This is a genomic window from Flavobacterium sinopsychrotolerans (genome assembly GCF_900110375.1).
GTDB classification, from domain to species: Bacteria; Bacteroidota; Bacteroidia; order Flavobacteriales; family Flavobacteriaceae; genus Flavobacterium; species Flavobacterium sinopsychrotolerans.
In genome coordinates this window covers 1-22597 of record NZ_FODN01000013.1, presented here as the reverse complement: position 1 = coordinate 22597, position 22597 = coordinate 1, and the positions used below count along the sequence as shown (strand labels likewise).

Sequence of the window (22597 nt, the reverse complement as noted above, 5' to 3'; positions counted from 1 at the left end):
ATTATTCGTACTATTTATATTATTTACAAAGTATAAAATCATAGTAGCTCTTTCGAGTTCATTATTTTTAATGCAAGTTATAGCCTCATCAATTCTTAATTTTTGATATTCAGGTGATCTGTAATCTTGAGAGTAATTAACATTCGAGATTAATAGAAAAATAATATAAATAGTGTTTTTCATTTTAGCGTGCTTTCGTATTAATATATCCCACAACGTTTGGCCGCTTGGCGATGTGGCGTATTAAAAATGCCTATACTTTTGGTTAATGACTACTTTTACAAGTGCAAAACCATTTTTAAATTAAGCCTAAACCCCCATATTGCCAAACGGCAGTTAGCGGCTATTTTATTTTTTCGCTTGTAGCTTCTCTAGTTTCTTTCTGGTTTCGGACACTTCTTTCAAAGACAATGCCTTTTCGAATGATTCTATTGCCTTTTTTCTATCATCCTTTTCAACATAAAAATCCCCCATAGAATCATAGGCGTTTGAACTTGCGGGATAATTATCAATATTCATTTTAAAAAAACCGTATGCTTTTTCATAAAGTTTGCCTGACAGATTATTATATCCTAAAAAATTGATAGTGCTTTGAGGTGGTAGCACTGAATAACCTAACATTACAGAAATATTTTGATAATGATTTTGAATATACTCAGCATTTATTGAACGATCGTCCAGTTGCTTGGGTAATTCATAATTTTTAAAAAAGAAACGCAAAGCATCATATTCAGCAATAAGAGGTACCGATGGATGATTATCATCGTTATAATACTTCCACTTCCAGTCCAGCTTATTATTTTTATTTTTTTTGAGTATTTCACGGAATTGAAGATTATCTCTCACATGTAAATTGCCATTTGCCGTATCCTTTACCACTCTGATAGAATCCATTCCCTTATTCATAGTATTTGCTGAAGCAAAGAATAGTTTCTTCCCTGTATACTCTTTTTGTTTCAAAACAATCGCAGCTTGTTTCATGATAGTTTTATTATCCCACCAGATACTCGGGTCAATTGCTACGTACGAATTGAATAATTTAGGATTATTAATAAGGGTATTCACTACCATTAATCCTCCCAAAGAATGACCAATAAACATGCGATAGGGTTCAGTTTTATAGTGAGAATCAATATAAGGGATTAATTCTCTTTCGATAAATGAGATGAATTTTTCACCACCGCCTGATTTTTTAAAATGAGTTGCATCTTGTTCTCCATTCGACCATGACGTGCTATGGGTAGGTGTTAAGTCCCTAACTCGATCGGTATTAACTATCGATACAACTATCATTTCCGGCATCTTACCAATGGCACTTAAATAGTGTACCATACCTGTTACAGAATGAAAAAAAGAAGCTCCGTCTAAAATGTAAAGAACTGGGTACCGGGTTTTACTATCAACACCTCCTGAAGTAGGGACATAAACCAATATTTCTCTTTTCTCATTTAATAGGGTAGATTGAATGGTCTCTATGGTTCCGATAGAGATTTTGTTATCATTTTGGTTGAAAGCCTGTCCGAAACTAAATACAGGAAGAAAAAGAAGAATGTAAAGAATGTTTCTCATATTTTTTTTGTGGTTTGTTAAATACACGCTAACGTCAGTTCTCCCGAAGCGTCGGGATAAAAAACCTCCAAACGAACTGTATTTGGTTATTCAGAAAGTAAATATATGTGATTTAAACTACAATTGAAATTCTTTATTGAAAAACGGACAGTGGCAAAATAGCAGAAACGGTGGTAGATTCTTGTTTCCTGTCAAAGCCTTGTCTAAAGTTTTTAGGGCTAAATATTACGCCAAAATCAAGTCAAAATTACCTATCCAATACGAACAAATTCGCAAGGAATTATGGCAGAAACCTGGGGTGGTATTTGCTAAAAAACCTTTTATGCCCAAATGACCGTTTTGTAAAACGGTTACTTTACACCGGATAGCGGTTTTTGACCAGCGTTGTCCGCCTGCTTGGTATCTTGGCGGTGGCCAAAATCTAAATCCCTGTGAAAACTAATTTTATGGGTAAGGGCACGTATGCCCGAAAGTAAAGGAAAACACGATAGCAAACCAAAAAATACTTCTCAAAAAAAAGAGGATACTAAATCCTCTTGACATTCTCTCTCAAAACTTTACGATAACTCCATAGTTCCTGCCAGTGACTGGTTCCGTTCAACCGGAGTTTCATTGTTCGTGCTGCGCACGCAACGAATCTCTAGCTGTTAGTGGCTGTTAATTTATTCTTATCTCGTATTCGTTTAAAATTTTATATTTTTTATCTTTAATTATAATTTTGTATTTCCCTTTTTTCAATATTAAATTACCTATTTGTTTTTCATCTAAAATTTCAACAATATCGCAAGGAATTCCATTTTGTTCATATTCACCTTGATTATATGCTAAAACTAAAATTGGAAATTCGGATACTTTACTTTTGGGTATTTTGTATTTTTTTCTTTCTCCTGATAAGTTTAGCCAATTCGGTCTGTTATTTATATATTTTGTAATTGGATGTATAATTCTACAATCCGTTTGGTCGTTTTCTATTCCTCCATTAAAAGTTTTTCCTTTTTCATTTACCATTATTACTGGATAATCTAAATTAACCAAATTTATATATGGTTTATTAAATTTTGAATCACCTTTTTCAGAATAATATGTTTGGTCAATTGTAAAAGGATCAATATTTGTATATTCTTTTATTCTACCAGCCATTGCTTTTTCCCAATTTTTATTTCCTGGAGTTCCTTCAATAACGTGATCCCATCCACAATGTATTAAGAATTTAGAATTTGGATTGTCATTAATTATTTTAATAATATTTTTTGCTTGTACAATTTCTCTTTCTTTACCATTTTCTCCATTTGAAACTTCATAATTGAATATTGTAAAACCTATTTTTATTGCTTCATTAATTAGATTTGACATTTGTGATTCATTTGTATAATAACCACTTTCTTTAGTTACAAATTTACGTTTGTTTATTAATGTGTCTGATATTGCTTCTAAACCAAAAAAGCGATATCCATTGTCATATAATTTTTGTAACAAAGAAGTTGTGAAAACTCTGTGCATTGAATTATGATGCGCTTCATTAATAATAATAAGTTTTTCGCTTTTAGACCTTTCAATAATATAATCTTTTGCATTGTGAGGCTTGAAAGTTTTAAAATACAAGCTGTCCTCTTTTGATAATTTTTGAATTCCAACTCCATTCTTATCCCAAGTTTCTAAACCTTTTAAATAATATTGACTTATTGAGTATTCAGTGGCTCCCGTTTGATATTTCCATGATAAAGTATCTTTCTCAATTTTTTTTCCAATATCATTTGAAGATTGATAAATTTCTTTCTTATTCTGTGCGTTCATTTTTACTGATATAATCAATAAAAGTGCATATATTATGATGTTTTTCATCGTTTTTCGGTTTAATAGCAACTAACGTCAGTTCTCCCGAAGCGTCGGGATAAAAAACCTCTAAACGAACATTATTTGGTTAATTATTGAGTAAATATATATGATTTAAACTACAATTAAAACTCTTCTTGGTAAAAGTCGCTTTATGATAATAAAAATAAAACAAAGCGTAAAAAGCGTAAAAGCTTTAAAAATCACTTTTAGAGTCCCAAAATGTAAAGCCAATACTTTTAGATATTGTTGTAGTAGATTGTAGTCACTTAGGTTGATAATTCATTAGGAATTATTGCAAAAAACATGGGTGGTATTTGCTAAGAAAACTTTTGGAAGCCCAAAATCAGTGGTGGAATATTTAGGGCGATACACCCATAAAATTGCTATAAGTAACCACAGAATTAAAGCCATTGAAAATCAAAACGTCACTTTTGAGTACAAGGATTACCGCCTAGCGCGTGTCAAAAAATAAATAACACTGACGCATCAGGAGTTTGTCAGGCGTTTTGCGTTGCATATTTTGCCCAAACGCTTTGTGAAAATCCGTCATTATGGCTTTTTGAGCAGTACTTGGAAACGTCAAAAGTTGAAGCTTTTGCAGAAGAAGCTCAAGGTAAAAGCATTGGAAAAAGTAGAAAATAAACCTTTTTTACCCAAATGTCCTTGCTGTAAAAGAGGCAATTTACATCAAATAGCGGTTTTTGACCAGCGTGGCCCACCTGCTTGGTATCTTGGCGTTAGTCAAAACTCGAATCCCTGTGAAAACTAACTTTACGGGTAAGGACAGGTATGCCGAAAAGTGACGGAAAACACATTAAAACCACCTAAAAAACTACTCCAAAAAAAAGAGGCGCAATGGCCTCTTGAAATTCTTCTTACACATGTATCAAAAAACCCATAAGGGATGCATGTAGAGCATTTCCGTTCCACACAAGTTTCTTGGTTCGTGCTGCAATGTAGCTATTGTGCGCAGTTATTCTTGAATCCTTGTTAATAGCATTGAATTACTCCCTTTAACACTTATGAACTTAAAAGAATTATTATCAATTATTTCTGCAATAAATGATAATTTTCCAGGTATTTCATAACCTTCTGAATGCATGATAAAATCAATACGGATCGGTTTTGTTGTAGTATCGATACTATAGGTAATAGTTGCTTTTTTTCCGTTTATATAATAATCTTTACCTCCTAAAATGTCATCACCAATTTTTATCGAAGCAGTTCCATCTTTTTCAAAAATAATACATCCGGCTATACCTTTGTCGATACCTTCCCATTTTCCAATGAAATTATATTCTTCAATATTTTTATGGGTAAAAGATAAAGCGGTAAAACAAATTAAAAGTAATAAAATTCTTTTCATAGTTCGATTTTTACAATTGTACACAACCAGTACAGACCCGAAACAAACCTTCACATACATCCATTTTGAGGTAGATTGACGAAGGTTTTTTTTCGTCTTATACATTTTCAAAAATAACCGAAAAAAGAGTACAAACCATCCAAAATATTTTTTATTTATTGTATCATTTTAACGGGTCAAACCATTGGTAAAAAGTCAGGACACGCTTATGAAGCTTACATTTTACCTACCATTATGAAACAAAAAAAGACACCTCGTCAGCATCTTTCTATCGCTTCCCCCTATCATTATAATTTCTATTCCTCAAATACTCATAAAACGTACCTCTCCCTTTTCACTATTCCCTTTTCACTAAATCTCATTTAGGATCAAGGTGAACCCAAAACCCAAAACCTAAAACCCAAAACCCATAACCTAAATCCCCTTCCCCTACTCTTCCAGCTATTATTATAATGCCTATTCCTCAAATGCTCATAAATCTTCCTTCTCGCGCAAAGACCCAAAACTAAAAACCCAAAACCGTATGAAATATAGAACCTATACCGAATCCTCTTTTAGCATGAAATCAATTCCTCCGTTTTTGACAAGTAGTAATCCCGAATTGACAAGTATTCCATACCGCTATAAAACAGAAAAAGATGCCTTTCAGCATCTATCCCTACATAGTATAATTCCAGGCTTCAAATCCTACAGCTAAAAAACAGTGCTTTTTAAAACTACCTCCGGTTCCGTTCAACACGGGTTTCATTGTTCGTACTGCGCAATAAAAACTTAGCTGTTAGCAGCCGTTTATTATTTGTCAAACTCGTTTAGTGAATCGGATATTAAATCCACAAAATGCTCATTTTCTAGTTTAGTAATTAAATGTATATGGTGATTTCCTTTTTGAGGATCATTAATTATAACAGTTCTATTTATGAAATCTGAATTATTATTCTTTTCAAACATTTTACAAAATAGTTTACTACGGTACTCCTGATGATTTAAATGTGCTTTACTTTTAGATCTTTTAATAGGTTTGTCACTGCAATAACAATAATATATAGCATCATGCTCTACTGCATAATCACGAATAATTTGCGTTATTTGCAATAAAGAAAAAGCACTATTACTTATATCATTGATATTAGCATCAGTTTCAATGACAATATCAACAACAGGAATTGTTATTTCTTCAGGTAATCTATCTTTTGGAAATTGAGTAAACTTTATCAGGTAATCTATTCCTTCTTTTGTGGAATAAGGAATATCAATATCTACAGCCATAGAATTATTTATTTCTCTTTAGGGAAATACTTATTCCAATTAGCTTTGATTTCTTTTTGACGTGCTTCTTTATCAGCTTGTATTTCACGAACTAATTGTAAAAGTCCTTTAGAAGGTTTTTCTATATGTAATGTAGAAGTTTTCACATAGCAAATGTAATATGAAAATCTTGTGTATCAACATCATATCTATCATATTTTCTTATAGCGTAATTGGTCTATTATAATTAAATGCTATAACTACATAAGTTTTTTTATAATTTGCATCTTCAGTAGAATCTAAATATCGTCCAACTATTTCGTTGTGCTAATGGCAGCTTACCTATAATCATTTATACCAGCCACAAAGCGACTACAATCCACCCAAATTAAGTTGCTTTGTACCATAAAATAGCTTTTTACTACACAAACCAAACATACAAAAGCATTTTCATAATACTTTACGATTTTCCGTAAATACATTTAAATTACAGTATAATTATTTTAAATGCTCAATCTTCACCACCTCCGAACTCAAAGCTTTAGTACCGCTTTCATTCATAGTTTGCTTTACCGTTACTTTAATTCTATCATATTGAGGAGTAGGAAACTTCATCAGGTCTGAAATATTTTTATACCCGAAAGCTTTGGCTAATAATGCAATATGACGCGTAGAATATTTGTGTCGTTGAGTAAATGATTCAACATTACTTACAAAACTTTTAGCGACTCCCATTTTCAAACTGAGTTCATCTTGTGACCATTTTTTATCTCCACGTAACTTTTTTACGTGATTTATTAAGTCAAAATCAAATTGAGTAGTATCGAAAGTAATATTTTTTATCATAATTTTTTAAAATTAACAACCCAATATGTTGGGTTATAAATAGTTTTTATTATATTTGTTCTAGCGAACTGACAATTAGCCTTTTTTGGCATAATTAAAACGATGTTTTCTCGACTCAAAACGACCAATTTTACCTTCGAGAGTATCGTGAAGTCGCTCCATGTCAAAAAGTTTCTTACTTTTGCATACGGCATGCGAGCGGTTCTCACGTAAGCTTTAGATGGTAACTTTTAAATCGAAAGATTTAGAAGACGGGTTTGGTCGCCCATGAGTCTAAAGTGTGAAACCGCTCCTTGCTTTTTTCTGCAAGTACCCTTCATACCAAGAAATACATCGTTCCATAACCATAAACCTATAAATTATGAGAACGATTTTTTTATGTACAACGGTTACCAAACCACCTTAACTACCTGCTAAAAGCAAGCTGCCTTTTGTTATCCCAAAACTGAAATAAATAGTGTGTTAGGATAGAAAAACACCGAGAAGTACTCTTATCAGAGACACTTCCCCCATCAGAATTTTAGCACTGATGTGTTTAACTGCAACTTGATATAAAAAAAGGGAATCATATAAAATAACAATCCTCTCTATATCAAACCGCAACCCTAACCTAAAATGCTTTTGGCACTTAGATCAAAGCTCTTACTCTTTAAACTCGCACTTTAAAAGTATTGCCTTTATTTCTATTTTCCAAATGGTATATTAAGATTTTAAAGTTTGTATCAGAAAGGGGAGCAAAAGGAGTTTTTTAAATCCTAATCCCATTATTCATAAATCCCAGTCAGGAAAACACCCTTTTCCTAACTGGTCGGGAATTTCTATACCAACTTTAAACCAGTAACCCATGACCTAACACCCAAGACCAGTAACTAAAAATCACCTGCACCGACAACTTCTTTGAGCAAAAGATCTCATTAATTTAATTTGAATTTATTAATAAATGGTGCAGGATGTTTTACCCCAACCCAAAACGAAAACCCATAACCCATAACCCATAACTAAAAAAATGCCTATGAAATACTACAAACAAATGCAAATAGGAATAATTATACTTTTTATAGCAACGATGTGGCTGTGGCTTTATGGTTGAGATACAGGTTATTTAGCAACAACCATTAACCCATAACCCATAACTTATAACTAAACAAAAAAAGTCCCCTAACGCGCCGGCAAGCTAAAATAGAGGACCATGGCAAAACAAAACTCACATTTTATTTAACCAATAACCAATAATATGAAAAAAATTTCAGTTTATAGGTCTTGGAAGCCATTTATATATCCGTTAATTCTCGGAATATATCTGAACTCCATTTCCCCAACACTAGCGCACAATCCTTCCCCAAATAATAATAATAATAATAATAATAATAATAAGGAACGACCACAAACAAAACGTTCCGCGGTTGTGCCTTTGTGGCAATACAAACAACAAAACCAAATAAACGGTACTATAACGGATGGTACAAGCCCTTTACCCGGCGTGACAATTTCCATAAAAGGAAAAAGAAACAATACCGTGAACTCTGACTTCAACGGACAATACACACTTACAGCTACTGCTACAGATACTTTGATGATCTCATTTATAGGATTCAAATCAGCAACAATTCCCATAAACGGCCGTAAAACTGTCAACATACAATTACGGGAAGATATAACTTCTTTACAAGAAGTCCGAGTCAATGCGGGCTATTATACGGTCAAGGAAAGCGAACGAACTGGTAGTATCTCTAAAATAACCGCTAAGGACATTGAAACACAACCCGTCAACAATCCCCTGGCTGCCATGCAAGGACGTATGTCCGGTGTAAATATCATTCAATCCACAGGTATTCCAGGAGGTGGTTTCAGTATTCAAATTCGCGGAATCAATAGCATTCGTTCGGATGGCAACGAACCGCTTTATGTTGTAAATGGGCTACCCTATTCATCACAATCATTAGGAGATTCAACTATTGCATCTACTGCCATTTTAGGTGTAACAAACCCTCTCAATAATTTAAACCCTGCAGATATTGAAAGTATAGTAGTGCTAAAAGATGCTGATGCTACAGCTATTTACGGCTCGCGTGGGGCAAATGGCGTAGTATTAATTACGACAAAAAAGGGTAAAGCTGGCGAAACAAAATTTAACATAAATGCCTCTACTACGGTTGGAAAAGTAACCAGCACTTTAGATCTGATGCATACCCCGCAATATCTCGCAATGCGTGCAGAAGCATTCACTAATGATGGAATAACCCAATATCCCGCCGATGCCTATGACATCAACGGAACATGGGATCAAAACCGCTACACGGATTGGAAAAAGGAACTGATTGGAGGAACGGCATACATAAACAATGTTCAGGCATCAGTTTCCGGAGGAAATCCAAATACGCAGTATTTGCTTAGCGCAACCTATCGTAAAGAAACTACCGTGTTTCCAGGGGAGTCGAATTATAGTAGAGGAGTGGTTCATAGCAGCATAACCCATAAGTCTGCCGACAAGCGTTTTAATCTGAATTTCTCAGCAGACTATTCCAGTGATAAAAACACGCTGCCGGGTAGGGATTTGACTGCCCGTGCTTATGCTTTGGCACCAAATGCACCTGCGCTATATGACGCTGCCGGCAACTTAAATTGGGAAGAAGGAACCTTTGATAATCCTCTTGCCTATTTACAGGCAACATATCTGAACAGTATGCAAAACCTCATCGCCAATACACTGTTGTCTTACCAGATACTTCCAAGACTTGAACTAAAAACGAGCCTGGGATATAACAACACTAGCGTATCGCAAAGTTACACAAGACCCACAAGCATATTCAATCCTTTTGACACCTCAACCCATGAGGCTTCTTTATATCTGAGCTCCGGAAACGGGAAATCGTGGATTATTGAGCCGCAACTGAGTTATGAAAAAAGTTGGGGCAAAATCGCGATGAATTTCCTTATCGGAACTACATTCCAAAATCAAAAAACGACACAATTGGCACAATCAGGCTCAGGTTTTACTAGTGATGCGCTTATAAATAACCTTGATGCGGCAACAAGGGTTTCTGTACTCAATCATAAGGTTGTTGAATACAATTACACAGCGGCTTTCGCCCGTTTAAATCTGAATTTTAAAGAAAAATACTTTATCAATTTGACAGCTCGACGCGATGGTTCAAGTCGCTTCGGGCCGGAAAACCGTTTTGCAAGTTTCGGTGCGATCGGTGCTGCATGGTTAGTATCAAATGAATCATTTCTAAAAAACAATGAGGTGCTGAGTTTTGCTAAATTTCGGAGCAGCTATGGGATTACAGGAAACGACCAGATTGGAGATTACCAGTATCTGGATACATACGAAGTGTCGCGATATCTTTATGATGGCGTGGTTGGCTTAACACCAGCACGTTTATTCAATCCCAATTTTGGATGGGAAACAAATAAAAAAATAGAAGCGGCGATAGAACTGGGTTTTTTAAATGACAACATATTTCTAACTGCAGCATATTTCAAAAACCAGTCGTCAAGTCAATTGGTCGGAGTTCCACTTCCCGGTACAACCGGCTTTGCTTCAATTCAGTCCAATCTTGATGCGACCGTTCAAAATACAGGCTTTGAATTGGAATTGCGAACTGTCAACTTTCGCAAAAAGGATTTTTCCTGGACAACAACTCTAAACTTGACAGTCCCAAAAAATAAACTGATGGCATTTCCAAACCTTGAAAGCTCTACTTATGCAAATAGCTTGGTCGTGGGAGAATCATTGTTTATAAATAAGGTTTTCAACCATACAGGAATTGACCCTAATTCTGGTGCGTATACCTTTCAGGACTACAATGGTGACGGACAAATAACGTTCGATAGTGACCGTCAAAAAGTTGTCGATACAGCTCCCAAATATTATGGCGGTTTCGGTAATCAGCTGTCATATAAAAATTGGGGGTTTGATTTTCTTTTTCAGTATGTCAAACAACAAGGCAAAAATTATTTGTATTCTTCTTCATTGGCAGGAACTTTTACAAATCAGCCTGCCGAAATTGGAAATCATTTCCCACTGAACGGTACCGGAGCGATAGCACAGCAATATACAACAGGGGATAATTCTGCTGTGGTAGACGCATTTTACAATTTTATCGAAAGCGATGCGGCATTTAGCGACGCCTCTTTTATCAGGCTCAAAAGTGTAAATCTTTCCTATACAATTCCGTCCGCATGGTCAAAAACTTTTACAGGAAGGGTATACCTGCAAACTCAAAACCTGTTCACTTTTACACACTATCGCGGTGCTGACCCGGAAAACCAATCTACAATAACGGTACCTCCCTTACGACAGTTTACTTTAGGCTTTCAGTTAGGATTCTAATCTTAAAAAATAGTACAAATGAAATATATAAATCGAATAATTGTAGCCATCATCGTATGTTGGCTTTACAGCTGCGAAAGTTTTACCGAAGTTGATACACCGCAATCCCAGCTTACTTCTCCGGCAGTATTTAAAAATGTGACTACAGCAAATGCAGCAATGGCTAATATTTACGCACGCTTGCGAGAAGACGGGATGGTTACTGGCACACCAGGCGGCCTATCAAGTTTAATGGCGAACTATTCGGATGAAATGCAATTTCATGGTTCAAGTATCGACATGGAGCAGTTTAATAATCATACAATTGTTCCTTCAAACAGCTTGATAGCATCTTTATGGAATGGAACGTACGGAGAAATTTACGCAGCAAATGCAATCCTTGAAGGATTAGCAAATTCAACCGCCATTCCTGACGAAGACAAAGCACGACTAACTGGTGAAGCTTTATTCCTGCGGGGGTACCTGCACTTTTACTTGGTAAATGTATTTGGTGATGTTCCCTATGTAACTACAACGGATTATAATAACAATACCACGATCTTCAAAACACCACAAGCGCAGGTCTGGCAAAATATTATTTCCGATCTGACACAAGCCGAAAGTGTACTGCCTGAAAATTATCCTGTCATAGAAAGGGTCCGCGCAAATAAGGCTGTAGCAACGGCAATGTTATCGCGAGTTTACCTCTACACAGAAGACTGGGTTAAGGCAGAAGAAAAAGCATCAGAAGTGATTGCAAATAATCTATATTCTTGGGAAGGTAACCCGGCAAAAGAATTTCTTCGGGAATCGCCAGCAATTATATGGGCGTTGCATCCGGGAGTTGCGGGAGTAAATACAAAAGAGGCAAGGACATTTGTTTTTTCGAGTGGACCACCAATAAGACCTTCGCTCGCAAACAGTCTTGTAAGCGCCTTCGAAAGTAATGATCTTCGAAGAAATCTTTGGATTAAAACGGTCACAAACAGCTCCGGTACGTGGTATTGCGCATTCAAATACAAAAAAACTGCAAATACGGGTACTTCTCAGGAATACTCGATTTTATTCCGTCTTGCGGAGCAATACTTGATTCGTGCAGAAGCTTATGCTCACTTGGGTAACATCCCGGGAGCACAAGATGATTTAAATAAAATTCGAACTCGTGCGGGACTCCCAAATACAACGGCAGATACGCAGGAAAGTTTACTGACAGCGATTGCACAAGAGCGACGCATGGAATTATTTACAGAACAAGGACACAGATGGTTCGATTTAAAAAGAACAGGAAAAGCCACCGAGGTTTTGAGCCCGATAAAACCCGGTTGGCAAAATACACAGGTTTTACTGCCGCTTCCTCAGACTGAATTACTCCTTAATAATAATCTCCAACCCCAAAATCCAGGATATTAAAATGATAAAAATTAATAACACATTTCCTCTAACCGTGCTGCTGATTTTTTCAGTGGCAATCGGTTACGGGCAATCCGCAAATCGCAAAATCACTACAGCAGATTATGCAAAATGGAGTACACTGCAGGACGAAGCGATTTCTCCTGACGGCTTATGGATATCCTATAGTTTGCAATACGATTATGGTGCTGACACCCTTTTTATCCAAAATTGCAAATCAGATAAAAAACTAATTTTCCCATCAGGAAGCAATGCCGTTTTTAGTAGTGATGGAAGATTTGTTACAGTTTCAGATCCCGAAAAAGGCTTAATCCTACAGGAATTTAAATCTGGAAAAGTGCAGTCATTTAGGAATGTTAGTAAGCATGAATTTTTTGCTGAAGCAAAGTATCTAGCAATGTTGAAGAAAAATGTGAGTTCAAACGAATTGCAGATTTTAGATTGCAATACGAATAAATCCTATATTTTTCCAGACGTTCAGGAGTTCACGATTAGTCGTGAGGGTAAAATCGCTGTGAGTACCTTTCACGAAGTACGAATTATCGATCCTGCAGAAAATTTTAGCGAAAAAACCATTGCGCAAGATAGCGCTGAAAGTTTTAAAAATTTATGCTGGAGTGAAAATGGTAGTGCAGTCGCATTTTTACAGCAATTGCCGAAAGATACTTTAGCTCCGGATAACCACAGGATTATCTATTACAATCTCACAGATTCAAAAAGTCGCACGCTTGATGGAAGCATTAACGAAGCATTAATGGCACAGCGCATCATGGTGAGATTGGGTAAACCGGCACTTATATTTTCTCCTGATGGAAAACGCATTTTTTTTGCGATTACTACGCCACATAAACCGTTTACTACGGAGCAGGTTGAAATATGGGATACTGCAACCCCATTAGAATATACTCAAAACAAATACCGGGGCAACACGAATTATGAGTCGAAGCTAGCCGTTTGGTCTGTAGAAAGTGAAAAAGTAATGCAAATTGGTACTGTTGAAAATCCTAAAGCCATGCTGACCGCAGATAAAAATTATGCAGTCTGCTTTAATGCCCTTCGATATGAACCCCAATATGAATATGATGCTCCGGCAGATTTATACCTAAAAAATACGCAAACAGGGAAGGAATCACTGATTTTACAAAAACAGGCGACGTCCATCGGCATGATTGGGACTTCACCTGACGGCAAGTTTATAAATTATTTCAGAGATAATAATTGGTGGATTTATGACATTGAGAAAACAAAGCGTAGGAGTATAACTGCCCAAATAGGAATAGCATTTAAAAACAAAGAGAATGATAATTCCGGTTCGCCAGCACCTTACGGCAGTCCGGGTTGGTCTGCCGACGGTAAGTATTTCATAGCTTATGATCAATATGACATTTGGCTTTTATCACCTGACGGAAGTAAAACTCAAAAGATTACGCACGGCAGCAAAAATAAGGTGCGTTACAGGATTTGCACAGATCTTTATCAGGAAAACAAGACACACAATCTTGATAATTTATTCGCACCAAAATTTGACCTTACCAAAGGCTTGATTTTGGAAGTCCTGGGAGACAACATGGCAAGTGGTTACTATAAATGGTATCCCAATAGGTCACTTAAAAAGATGCTGTTTAAGGAAAGTGGAATAAATCGGATACAAAAAGCTAATGATGCTGAAAAGTATATTTGTATAGAGCAAACTTCAGTACTACCACCAAGGATAATGCTTTTAAATAATGCAGGCAAATTGTCAAAAGTTGTTATGCAATCCAATCCGCAAAGCAAAAAATTTGGCTGGAGTCAAGGTGAATTAATTTATTACAAGAATAAATTTGGAGATAGCCTGAAAGGTATTTTATACAAACCTGCAAATTACAAGCCTGGTAAAAAATATCCCATGGTCGTTCTAATTTACGAAAAATTGTCGAATGGATTACACAATTACTACAATCCTACTGAATATGATTCCATGGGCTTCATACCATCAAACTATTTTCTCGACGATTATCTGGTACTCATGCCTGACATTAAATATAAAATTGACGATCCCGGAATGTCGGCACTTGATTGCGTAGAATCGTCGGTTAACGCTGTAAAGGCAACTGGCATTGTGGAAGAAAATCACATTGGAATCATAGGACACTCTTTTGGAGGGTATGAAGTATCTTTTATTATAACGCAAACTAAAACTTTTGCTGCAGCGATCTCCGGTTCAGCGATCTCAGATTTAATTGGAAGCTATTTTACGTATGCCTCAAATATTCCCCGCTCGAATACATGGAGATTTGAAGGAGAGCAGTATCGCATGACATCATCGCCGTTTAATGATTGGAATAGTTATCAGCGAAACTCACCCTTGCCAAATGCAAAATATATTAGTACTCCTTTGCTAAGTTGGGCAGGAAAAATGGACCCGACCATTCCTTGGACACAAAGCGCCTCATTCCATATGGCGTTACGAAGGTTAGACAAAAAAAGTATATTCCTGGTTTACAATGGAGAAACACATACCATACTCACTCCCGAGTTGCAGAAAGATCTGACAATTAAAACAAAAAATTGGTTTGATTACTATTTGAAACAGAAGACTGGTAAAGATATCAATGATATCCCTTAAATTACAGTATAAAAGAACAATGGCGGAATCTTCGTAAGATTCCGCCATTGCATTTTAAATCTACAGCATACTGTTATTGCAGTCTGTAAAGATGTACAGAACAATCAGTTTGTTCTTCGTTCATGTCAAACAGTTCAACAGAACCACTTTTACAAAACGGTTTAGTGGTATCATTACCACATTTCACCGTACTTACAGCACAATTACTACTTGGAATTAGACCCCAAATGTCAACTACTTCCGCTTTTTCAGGCGCGGGTGTAAATGCAAATGCTCCAAAAACGGCTAGAGCGATAGCCGATAGAGAAAAAATTGGTTTAAAAAATGTCGTTTTCATAATGTTATAATTAAATTTAATGATCTACTCTGTCACAGGTTTTCGATCTTCTCCTGATACTGCGCGGTATATTGTATACGCAATTATTTTGTCTGCTTAGGTATCTTTGGATTCCAAGGCACATAATAATCGCTGCGTAATTTACTAATAGTCAAATATTTTCCAATTAACACTATAACAAGATCATTCGAAATTATAAATTCCGACATTTTTTCCCCTCCTTTATCATAGATGTAAAAACTAAAGGCATAAGTGTTTTTAACAAGGTCATAAACATCAATAATTGAAGCCTTTTTCCACATATCCTTTGGTTCAAACTTTCCGATTAGAGCGGCATTTACAAAAAGGTAGTTTCCATAAGTGGCCGTTTTTTTATTAACAATTACGGGTTGTTTGGCTAGTGTTGTGATTTTTTTTGAATCAATTTTGGCAAGTTTAATCTGGGCTTGAGTAGTCGTATCAATAGTATGACCAATTGAATAGGAATTTAATGAATCATTTGCAATGATAAACTCGTTACGGTAATAGTAGGTATAAAGTATTTTGTCAAGCTGTGCGTTATATAAAAGCATTCCGTCAGTATCAAAAATCCCGTCTATCTGCTTTTCCAGAATAGTGTAATTCAGGTGAAGGCTGTCGGTATATGCAATAGTCGCCAAAACATTTTCATGCGTTTTACTTCCGATAACACGTAGAGCGGCTTTATTAACATTCACAGGCGCTATCAGTGAAAAATAAGCCTTTTTATGCATTACTAAACTTGGCTTCCAGTCAGATATACTGCCTCTGAAGATACAAGGTACCGTTCCATCTGCAAAATAAAAATAGGGTGGCTTTACTAATAACCGCGGCGCAGTATATGAAAATTTGTATTTGGGTAACTGAATAACAAATTGCTTTTTATTTTGATGAGCAATGTTAACCATGGTTACGGTCAATGGTGCAGTGGAATTTCCTAAGTAAACATATTCGTCATCATAACCAGCAATATAATAAGAATCATATTGCAAGTCAATTTCTGATTTGAACGTAGTAGGATGATGAGGAAATCGTCTGGTAAAATTATTGCTACGATGGATCGTATCTTCCGATAATAAAAAAAAGACAGTAACCACGGTAACACTGAAGATCATAGTAACACCAATTCTTGTCAATCGTTCTTTAAAATTTAACGTTCTAGCAGAGAGTTCATTTGTTCTGTATAATAAAATTGCTATCAGCATAAGTACTACGAAAACAATATTAAATATAAGATGTTGATTCCAACTCAATTTTTCCAATACACCACCACAGGAACAAGGTACAAACGGACTAAAATGGAGCATAATAAATATATACGCCGTAAACATTACCATTAGGCTGAACGCGGCATACATACCAGCATAACGCAACCGTACTGTCAGAAGCGTAAAAGCAATGATAAATTCAACAGCGGGGACTGTATACGATACTAGTTCAGCAAATCTGCTAAGCAATGGTGACTGGCCCAATTGAACCTGAAAATTTTCAAAGTCTAAAAGTTTATTTAATGCAGCATATACAAACAACAGTACATAAAGCAGGCATACCGTTTCGATAATAATAGTTTTGATTGTTGCAGGTAGTTTCATATCGATAAACTTTAAATGTAATCCGATATAAAATTCCGAAAAACAAATAAATAAGTTGAAGCAAATCGGGAGTATAACTTGTCAAAAAAGGAGTTTTTTTAGTACAGTGCAGTAATCGCTACTTTTAACGGTATGACTTCATGACTTATAACGGTATGATTCTCGACTTTCCAACCTTATGATTTCATCACTTTCAACTTCATCACTTTCAACTTTATGACTTTCAACTTCATCACTTTTGACTTTATGACTTTTGACTTTATGACTTCATAACTTTTGACTTCTTGACTCAAAACCTCCTCTTAATATCCATCGGTTTGTACCCAAAATATTTTTTAAAACCCTTCGAAAAATTAGGATACGTTTTAAATCCAGCCATGGAAGCAATAGTCTTTAAGGGAATTACCGTCTGTTCAATTAAAAGATGTGCTTTTTTCAGCCGTTCATTAGTGTAAAATTGATAAATACTCGTCCGAAAGAGTTGCTTAAATCCGTATTTTAACTTATTTTCATTGGTTCCAAAAATATAAGAGAGCTCTTTCACTGAAGGCAACGGACGCTCCAAATGGTTTAAAATATAATCATAAACATTTTGAATCATTACTATATCCGAAGGTCGGCTTAATACAAACGGCAACGTAATAGTTTCAGGAGTAAGCATAACAGATTTCGAAATAGTTTGTTCTACTACAGTAGTAACACAACTAATCAAAATCATAGCGCAGTTGGTAAGCCTTGAAATAGAACAATAAACTGGAACTAATAATTTATTTTGCGCAATAAAAATCAATTGCACTATACAATTATAGTCGGGATCAAGCAATATTTCTTGGGCTATACAATCCCAAAGACACAAGGACTCTTCCGACAACAAATTTTTAAATAACGTATCAGTTAAAAAATTGGGCGTTAAATGCAATAATACAGAGACTTCAGAATTATAACTTTTAATTACAAATTGCTCATCTAAGATAAAAGTACTTTGTACTAGATTCCTGTAGGAATGATGAGGATTAATAAAAACCGAGTGAAAAACCGACTCCTTCATTTCCTCTGCCACCATATTCATAAGCATAACTAATGCTTCTAATTCATCATCCTCCCCTGTTCTTTGGATCCGATTAGTAAAATTACCCCTTGCCATTTCAAGAAGCATGTGAGACATACTGCGCATACGCTGCAGATTAATTTCTTGATGCATAATGTGTAAATATTAGTCCTGAATAAGTACCCTTCCACTAAACATATTCTTCCAAAAAAACCAAAGCAGCTGACTCATCAGTAAAAAGCTTAGTTGGAACACTTGGCTTACATATCGTGAGATAAAATGAGGTCAAACTCAAGGAAATACTGTGATGTCCCACTAGACTTACTGCCTTAGTAAGAATAGAACCAGATTGCGCCAAGTAGTCCCTTGCCGCTTTATCAGTTTCAACAATGCCTCTAATATCACAAAATATAGGATAAGCGATTTCATTTTGCAACTGAATTCGATCAGCAACAATACGTTGGGCGGCAATTAAATTAATGACAACATTCGGCTTGTATTTAAAAAAGAGAATCTCATTATGAATCCAAAATTGAGCAAATTCATTATCTTGATAATTATGCATCATTTTTATAAAAAATTAAATAAATTGTCACAATTTAGTAAAAAAAATATTTAAAAACCCATTAATTTAAACAAAAACATAATGATTTGATATAATTAAATACAACAGTTGTCAAATCGGGAGTATCAGTTGTCATAAAAGGATTTTTTCAAACTACATATAATGTTATTAATTTTTTATTCAGAATATTACTCAATAAACTAAAACACACAAACCCATTAAAATTTAATTAACAACGACCTAAAGAAAACAATATGGCAAAAATCAAACACAACAACTTCATCGATACAGTAGACGAGGTTTTATCAGGAGCAAAAAAAGAAGGTGTGTTACACTTATATGCAGAAGACAAAGTATTGACAGGAAGAACGATACAAATCAAAGGAAAAGAAATGTTTCATTTCGGCACAACTGGATACCTAGGTTTAGAACAAGACAGTAGATTAAAAGAAGCTGCTATTCAAGCCATTCGCGATTATGGCACACAATTTCCACTGTCAAAATCATACATTTCACATCCACTATACTATGAATTAGAAAGTAAAATCGAACAAATGTATGGTATACCGCCTATTATAACCAAGAACAGTACGCTAGGGCATTTAGCAATTATCCCAACACTCATTAGAGATGAAGATGCCGTAATAATGGATCATCAAGTGCATTGGAGCGTACAAAATGCCTGTCAACTTTTAAAACTACGTGGTATTCCGGTAGAAATGATAAGACACAGTAATTTGGATATGCTGGAAGATAAAATCAAACAACTAACCACCAAATGCAACAAAATATGGTACATGGCTGATGGTGTATATTCAATGTTTGGTGATTATGCACCCATCCCGGAATTATTGGCTTTAACTCAAAAATACACACAACTAAATCTTTATTTTGATGATGTCCACGGTATGAGTTGGAAAGGCAAAAACGGAACCGGTTTTATTTTTGACGCTATCAAAGAACTACCAGAAAATTGCATTGTGGTAAGCACACTAAGCAAAACCTTTGGAGCTAGTGGTGCAACAGTATTTTGCAAGAATCAAAAACTGCGGGATAAAATTAAAAACTTTGGAGGGCCCCTAACTTTTTCTGCACAACTGGAACCTGCCTCTGTAGCTGCAGCTATCGCTTCGGCAGACATTCATCTTTCACCGGAGATTACAATATTACAATCCGCATTGTCAGAAAAAATAGAATATTTCAAATCAGCATTGGAAAAAACTGCACTACCAATGATTGCACTGAATAGCTCACCAGTTTTTTTCTTGGCCACAGCTACACCTTTGACCGGCTATAAAATGGTACAACGCTTATTTGATGAAGGGTTTTATGTAAATCTGGCTATTTATCCGGCAGTCCCAATCAAAAACACCGGTATCCGTATTACACTTTCTCGCCACAATCAAAAAGAAGAAATAAAAGCACTAGTAGAAGCCATGGAATTCCACTTACCAAAAGCCTTGGAAGAATCCGGTAATAGTCTAAACAAAGTAAAAAAAGCGTTCGGTATCGATGAAATAATGCTACCTACAGAAAATGTAGAAAAAGAAACCGTCTTGAAACTCCAATACGAAACATCCATAGAAAAAATAAACAAACAAAACTGGAACGAACTTTTAGGTAAGCAAAGTACCTTCGATTGGAATGGGCTGTGTTTTCTGGAAAATGCTTTTGCAAATTCGGATTGCCCAGAAAATAACTGGGACTTTCATTATTATATAATAAAAGACCAAAGCGGAATTCCTGTACTGGCAACTTTTTTTACGTATGGACTTTGGAAAGACGACATGCTCGCACCGGAATCGATTTCACTGCAACTGGAAGAAAAAAGAAAACAAAATCCATTACACCTCACATCAAAAGTCTTGGGAATGGGTTCCTTATTTACCGAAGGCAATCATTGTTATATCGATAAAACGCACCCATTAGCCAAAGAAGCCATAACACTTTTACTGGAACAAGTGGAAATCGTGTACCACAAATTAAACGCTGACATGTTGGTGCTAAGAGATTTTGAAGAAGACGAACAATGGAATCGCATTTTTCACAACCACGGCTTCTTAAAAATAAACATGCCCGAAACGGGCATCATATATAACAACGAGTGGAATAATATCGAGCAATTTTCGGCTTCGCTTTCTTCCCGCTCCAGAAAACATTTTTTGAAAGAAGTGCTTCCTTTTGAAAAGGCTTTTGATATTGTAATCAGAGACAACCTGACAAAAGAAGAAGTAGAGCAGGGCTATAAATTGTATGAGAATGTAAAAAACAACAATCACGCCATAAATACATTCACCTACCCCATAGAAGTATTCAAAAAAATGGAGAACCATTCCCAGTGGGAATTCATACTTCTATATTTAAAAGAAGAAATTTCAAACCCATTAGTCGGAATCATGTTTTGTTATAAAAACAGAGAGCAAACTTATGTTCCGGCATTAATAGGAATGAATTATGATTATGCTAAAGAATTCCAACTTTACAGACAACTTCTATTTCAAACCATCAAACGCAGCAGGGAACTAAATCGGAGCAAAATTGATTTTGGCTTTTCTGCAACTTTCGAAAAGAAAAAACTGGGTGCAACCATAATTCCAAAAGTAGCCTACATTCAGGCTAGAGACAATTTTTCAATGGAATTAATGGGTACACTTCAAAACGAAGACAAAAAACGGTAAAACTATAAAGGAAATAAAGTATAAAATACAGTCGTCAGTTCGTCCCGACGCTTCGGGATTTGATGGAATAAAATGGAATGAAAAATGTATCGAGAACTTTTTGGCATCCCATTCTTGTCATCCCGATGCAATAAAGAAGGCTACATCTTTTTAATTTTTAACAGTAAACAAAATGAAACACTAAACCCTCCAACCAAAAACCCAAAACCTATAAATCAAAACCTACAAAAAAATGAATAACATAAAACACCTAACCGGATTTTTCGACCGCATACTCGAAGATAGGAACCTCAACCCTACACATGTCAGTTTATATATAGTATTATTCCAATTCTGGAATATAAATCATTTCAAAAATCCAATAAGCATAACCAGAGACGAAGTGATGCGCACCAGCAAAATTGGCTCCACAGCAACGTATCACAAATGCATGAGAGAACTAAACGAAAAAGGATACATCAAATACGAACCTTCATTCAATCCATTCAAAGGCAGCATGGTAATCCTATTTAATTTTTCAGAAGACCAAAACCAGCTCATGAAAAAGTAAAAAAAGAGTCTCTTCAAATGAAAAATTAGATCCACAAGGATTATGGAGCTACTGATGTGATCGCTCCTTTGTCAAGATGACAAACGCCCAAAACAATAAACAATAAATAAATAATAATAATAATTCCGTTAGCGCTCTTCACACCACTCTTAACCCGCCCTTAAATAAAAAGCATAGAAAACAACGAAAAAGTAAAGTGGCAGCAGTCCGCGAGTTGAGCCTGGAAGGCGAACGGCTCGGGCTGCGGAACGGCACTTTAAGGTAGTTTTTGAGCTTTTGATTTTCAGGCTTGATCTTTTGTTTCTTTTGCATCAAGGCAAATCGAAGATTCAGCGAACACCACTTATAATAAAAGTTAAGTGAGCTAAAAGAAAAATAAATACCAATTAATTTTTACTTTCAACAAAAGCTATTGGTAGCACAATTTAAAGTCTCCATGTAGTCTAAACAATATCAAGCGCTGAATTTTCGACTCCCTTTAGGACTGGTGCAAAACGAAAATTACAAGCCTCCTCACTAAAACCCAATACCAAAAACCTAGAACCCATAACTGAAAACTCCTCTCCCGCCCTTAAATAAAAAGCATAGAAAAACAACGAAAAAGTAAAGTGGCA

The 22597-nt window shown here is 35.6% G+C and carries 16 protein-coding genes and 2 pseudogenes; 8 read left to right on the top strand and 10 right to left on the bottom strand.

Annotation, left to right across the window (positions count from 1 at the left end; genetic code table 11):
• Window positions 1–348: 348 nt before the first annotated feature.
• Window positions 349–1569: an alpha/beta hydrolase-fold protein gene (locus BMX64_RS15290; RefSeq protein ID WP_091174365.1), complete on the bottom strand. Its 1221-nt coding sequence runs from the start codon at window positions 1567–1569 to the stop codon at window positions 349–351.
• A 139-nt stretch (window positions 1570–1708) separates the two neighbouring features.
• Between BMX64_RS15290 and BMX64_RS16020 the strand changes: the two are divergent.
• A pseudogene (locus BMX64_RS16020) lies at window positions 1709–1891 on the top strand (transposase); the annotation flags it as partial.
• A 335-nt stretch (window positions 1892–2226) separates the two neighbouring features.
• Here the strand turns inward: BMX64_RS16020 and BMX64_RS15280 are convergent.
• Window positions 2227–3411, bottom strand: a complete 1185-nt coding sequence (locus tag BMX64_RS15280) for a hypothetical protein (protein ID WP_091174358.1) — start codon at window positions 3409–3411, stop codon at window positions 2227–2229.
• 283 nt (window positions 3412–3694) lie between these two features.
• On the opposite strand from BMX64_RS15280, the pseudogene BMX64_RS15275 reads away from it, so the two are divergent.
• Window positions 3695–4174 (top strand): annotated as a pseudogene (locus BMX64_RS15275) (IS91 family transposase); the annotation flags it as partial.
• Between the two features lie 204 nt (window positions 4175–4378).
• Here the strand turns inward: BMX64_RS15275 and BMX64_RS15270 are convergent.
• Window positions 4379–4771 carry a hypothetical protein gene (locus BMX64_RS15270; protein ID WP_143056087.1) on the bottom strand — a complete coding sequence of 131 codons (393 nt, stop codon included), beginning with the start codon at window positions 4769–4771 and terminating at the stop codon, window positions 4379–4381.
• 523 nt (window positions 4772–5294) lie between these two features.
• Here BMX64_RS15270 and BMX64_RS15750 point away from each other — a divergent pair.
• The gene (locus BMX64_RS15750; protein ID WP_167543077.1) at window positions 5295–5468 is read left to right on the top strand and encodes a hypothetical protein; all 174 of its coding nucleotides are present in this window, start codon (window positions 5295–5297) and stop codon (window positions 5466–5468) included.
• A 95-nt stretch (window positions 5469–5563) separates the two neighbouring features.
• On the opposite strand, the gene BMX64_RS15265 is transcribed toward BMX64_RS15750, so the two are convergent.
• The 3 genes from BMX64_RS15265 to BMX64_RS15260 all read right to left on the bottom strand — a co-directional run bounded on the left by BMX64_RS15265 (window position 5564) and on the right by BMX64_RS15260 (window position 6862).
• Window positions 5564–6037 (bottom strand): hypothetical protein, encoded by a 474-nt coding sequence (locus BMX64_RS15265; protein WP_091174349.1) that lies wholly within the window; start codon window positions 6035–6037, stop codon window positions 5564–5566.
• A gap of 8 nt (window positions 6038–6045) precedes the next feature.
• Entirely contained in the window at window positions 6046–6183 is a 138-nt protein-coding gene (locus BMX64_RS15745; RefSeq protein WP_167543076.1) for a hypothetical protein, read from the bottom strand.
• Window positions 6184–6514: 331 nt separating this feature from the next.
• The gene (locus BMX64_RS15260) at window positions 6515–6862 is read right to left on the bottom strand and encodes a helix-turn-helix domain-containing protein (RefSeq protein WP_091174346.1); all 348 of its coding nucleotides are present in this window, start codon (window positions 6860–6862) and stop codon (window positions 6515–6517) included.
• A 1234-nt stretch (window positions 6863–8096) separates the two neighbouring features.
• Between BMX64_RS15260 and BMX64_RS15255 the strand changes: the two genes are divergently transcribed.
• Genes BMX64_RS15255 through BMX64_RS15245 form a run of 3 tightly spaced genes read left to right on the top strand, consistent with a single transcriptional unit; the run spans window position 8097 to window position 15195 of the window.
• A complete protein-coding gene (locus tag BMX64_RS15255) occupies window positions 8097–11198 on the top strand; it encodes a SusC/RagA family TonB-linked outer membrane protein (RefSeq protein ID WP_091174342.1) in 3102 nt (1033 codons plus the stop codon).
• Between the two features lie 18 nt (window positions 11199–11216).
• Window positions 11217–12587, top strand: coding sequence for a RagB/SusD family nutrient uptake outer membrane protein (locus tag BMX64_RS15250; protein WP_091174339.1), 1371 nt, complete (start codon window positions 11217–11219; stop codon window positions 12585–12587).
• A gap of 52 nt (window positions 12588–12639) precedes the next feature.
• A complete protein-coding gene (locus BMX64_RS15245; protein ID WP_167543075.1) occupies window positions 12640–15195 on the top strand; it encodes a S9 family peptidase in 2556 nt (851 codons plus the stop codon).
• A gap of 73 nt (window positions 15196–15268) precedes the next feature.
• Here BMX64_RS15245 and BMX64_RS15240 read toward each other — a convergent pair whose 3' ends face one another.
• The 4 genes from BMX64_RS15240 to BMX64_RS15225 all read right to left on the bottom strand — a co-directional run bounded on the left by BMX64_RS15240 (window position 15269) and on the right by BMX64_RS15225 (window position 18758).
• Entirely contained in the window at window positions 15269–15532 is a 264-nt protein-coding gene (locus tag BMX64_RS15240) for a DUF6520 family protein (protein WP_072944067.1), read from the bottom strand.
• Between the two features lie 83 nt (window positions 15533–15615).
• Window positions 15616–17142, bottom strand: coding sequence for a MauE/DoxX family redox-associated membrane protein (locus BMX64_RS15235; RefSeq protein ID WP_091174331.1), 1527 nt, complete (start codon window positions 17140–17142; stop codon window positions 15616–15618).
• A gap of 289 nt (window positions 17143–17431) precedes the next feature.
• Window positions 17432–18343: a helix-turn-helix domain-containing protein gene (locus BMX64_RS15230; RefSeq protein WP_091174328.1), complete on the bottom strand. Its 912-nt coding sequence runs from the start codon at window positions 18341–18343 to the stop codon at window positions 17432–17434.
• A 37-nt stretch (window positions 18344–18380) separates the two neighbouring features.
• Window positions 18381–18758, bottom strand: coding sequence for a DUF7793 family protein (locus tag BMX64_RS15225; protein ID WP_091174325.1), 378 nt, complete (start codon window positions 18756–18758; stop codon window positions 18381–18383).
• A gap of 251 nt (window positions 18759–19009) precedes the next feature.
• Between BMX64_RS15225 and BMX64_RS15220 the strand changes: the two genes are divergently transcribed.
• On the top strand, window positions 19010–21433 hold the full coding sequence (locus BMX64_RS15220; RefSeq protein ID WP_091174322.1) for an aminotransferase class I/II-fold pyridoxal phosphate-dependent enzyme: 2424 nt from the start codon (window positions 19010–19012) through the stop codon (window positions 21431–21433).
• A gap of 232 nt (window positions 21434–21665) precedes the next feature.
• The gene (locus BMX64_RS15215) at window positions 21666–21983 is read left to right on the top strand and encodes a hypothetical protein (protein ID WP_244273319.1); all 318 of its coding nucleotides are present in this window, start codon (window positions 21666–21668) and stop codon (window positions 21981–21983) included.
• The last annotated feature ends 614 nt before the right edge of the window (window positions 21984–22597 follow it).

What these genes read in the sequence shown, in the direction of transcription:
- BMX64_RS15290 (WP_091174365.1), bottom strand. Translation starts at nt 1,569, where the DNA reads ATGAGAAACATTCTTTACATTCTTCTTTTTCTTCCTGTATTTAGTTTC.
- BMX64_RS15280 (WP_091174358.1), bottom strand. Translation starts at nt 3,411, where the DNA reads ATGAAAAACATCATAATATATGCACTTTTATTGATTATATCAGTAAAA.
- BMX64_RS15270 (WP_143056087.1), bottom strand. Translation starts at nt 4,771, where the DNA reads ATGAAAAGAATTTTATTACTTTTAATTTGTTTTACCGCTTTATCTTTT.
- BMX64_RS15750 (WP_167543077.1), top strand. Translation starts at nt 5,295, where the DNA reads ATGAAATATAGAACCTATACCGAATCCTCTTTTAGCATGAAATCAATT.
- BMX64_RS15265 (WP_091174349.1), bottom strand. Translation starts at nt 6,037, where the DNA reads ATGGCTGTAGATATTGATATTCCTTATTCCACAAAAGAAGGAATAGAT.
- BMX64_RS15260 (WP_091174346.1), bottom strand. Translation starts at nt 6,862, where the DNA reads ATGATAAAAAATATTACTTTCGATACTACTCAATTTGATTTTGACTTA.
- BMX64_RS15255 (WP_091174342.1), top strand. Translation starts at nt 8,097, where the DNA reads ATGAAAAAAATTTCAGTTTATAGGTCTTGGAAGCCATTTATATATCCG.
- BMX64_RS15250 (WP_091174339.1), top strand. Translation starts at nt 11,217, where the DNA reads ATGAAATATATAAATCGAATAATTGTAGCCATCATCGTATGTTGGCTT.
- BMX64_RS15240 (WP_072944067.1), bottom strand. Translation starts at nt 15,532, where the DNA reads ATGAAAACGACATTTTTTAAACCAATTTTTTCTCTATCGGCTATCGCT.
- BMX64_RS15235 (WP_091174331.1), bottom strand. Translation starts at nt 17,142, where the DNA reads ATGAAACTACCTGCAACAATCAAAACTATTATTATCGAAACGGTATGC.
- BMX64_RS15230 (WP_091174328.1), bottom strand. Translation starts at nt 18,343, where the DNA reads ATGCATCAAGAAATTAATCTGCAGCGTATGCGCAGTATGTCTCACATG.
- BMX64_RS15225 (WP_091174325.1), bottom strand. Translation starts at nt 18,758, where the DNA reads ATGATGCATAATTATCAAGATAATGAATTTGCTCAATTTTGGATTCAT.
- BMX64_RS15220 (WP_091174322.1), top strand. Translation starts at nt 19,010, where the DNA reads ATGGCAAAAATCAAACACAACAACTTCATCGATACAGTAGACGAGGTT.
- BMX64_RS15215 (WP_244273319.1), top strand. Translation starts at nt 21,666, where the DNA reads ATGAATAACATAAAACACCTAACCGGATTTTTCGACCGCATACTCGAA.